We start from the raw sequence: 1,013 nt of genomic DNA on the forward strand, positions 1-1,013 counted from the left end.
CCCGGATCGTGCTGACCTGCGCGGAAGGTGGTCAGAACACGGAAGTGGCGGCCAAGCTGGGACTAGACAGGCAGACCGTAGGCAAGTGGCGGCGGCGCTTTGTAGAGCAGCGCGTCGCCGGGCTGCACGACGAGCCGCGCTCCGGAGCGCCGCGCACGATTGACGACGCCCGCATCGAAGCCGTGATCGTGCGGACGCTGGAAAGCTGCCCTGAGAACGCTACCCATTGGAGTTCTCGCGGCATGGCGAAGGCCAGCGGCCTGTCGGTGTCGACGGTGCAACGCATCTGGCGGGCCTTCGCGCTCCAGCCGCACCGGCTGGAGACGTTCAAGCTCTCGACCGATCCGAACTTCGTGGCCAAGGTGCGCGACGTCGTGGGCCTTTACGTCTCGCCGCCGGAGCACGCCATCGTTCTGTGTGTGGATGAGAAGTCCCAAATCCAGGCGCTGGACCGCAGCCAGCCGATGCTGCCGATGCGTCCCGGCCAACCGGCCCGAAGAAGCCATGACTACAAGAGGCACGGCACTACATCCCTGTTCGCCGCCCTCGACATTGCGAGCGGACGGGTCATCGGCAAGTGCTACGGACGTCACCGAGCCGCCGAGTTCCGCAAGTTCTTGGACCAGATCGAGGCCGCCGTGCCGCACGAACTCGACGTTCATCTCGTCATGGATAACTACGCCACGCACAAAACCCCGCTGATCCGACGATGGCTGGCTAAGAGGCCGCGTTGGCATGTGCACCTGACCCCGACCAGTTCGTCATGGCTCAATCAGGTCGAGCGCTTCTTCGCGCTCCTTACCGATAAGAAGATCAGACGCGGTATCTATCGCAGCGTCGCCGCTCTTAGAGCGGACATCGCCTCGTTCATCGACCGGCACAACGCCGATCCAAAACCGTTCCGATGGACCAAATCCGCCGATGATATCCTTGCTTCCATCGAGCGCTTCTGCCGATACAATGTCCCGGCAGAACGCGCCACGATGTTGCGAACTTCTGGTTCAGGACACTAG

At 62.9% G+C, this 1,013-nt stretch carries 1 protein-coding gene; it reads left to right on the plus strand.

The window, feature by feature from the left end; translation table 11 throughout:
* Positions 1-1,013, plus strand: a 1,013-nt coding sequence (locus AKN84_RS44305; protein ID WP_050426607.1) for an IS630 family transposase, incomplete at its 5' end; no start/stop codon positions are given.

The sequence above is a fragment of the Bradyrhizobium tropiciagri genome, from assembly GCF_001189845.1.
GTDB classification, from domain to species: Bacteria; Pseudomonadota; Alphaproteobacteria; order Rhizobiales; family Xanthobacteraceae; genus Bradyrhizobium; species Bradyrhizobium tropiciagri.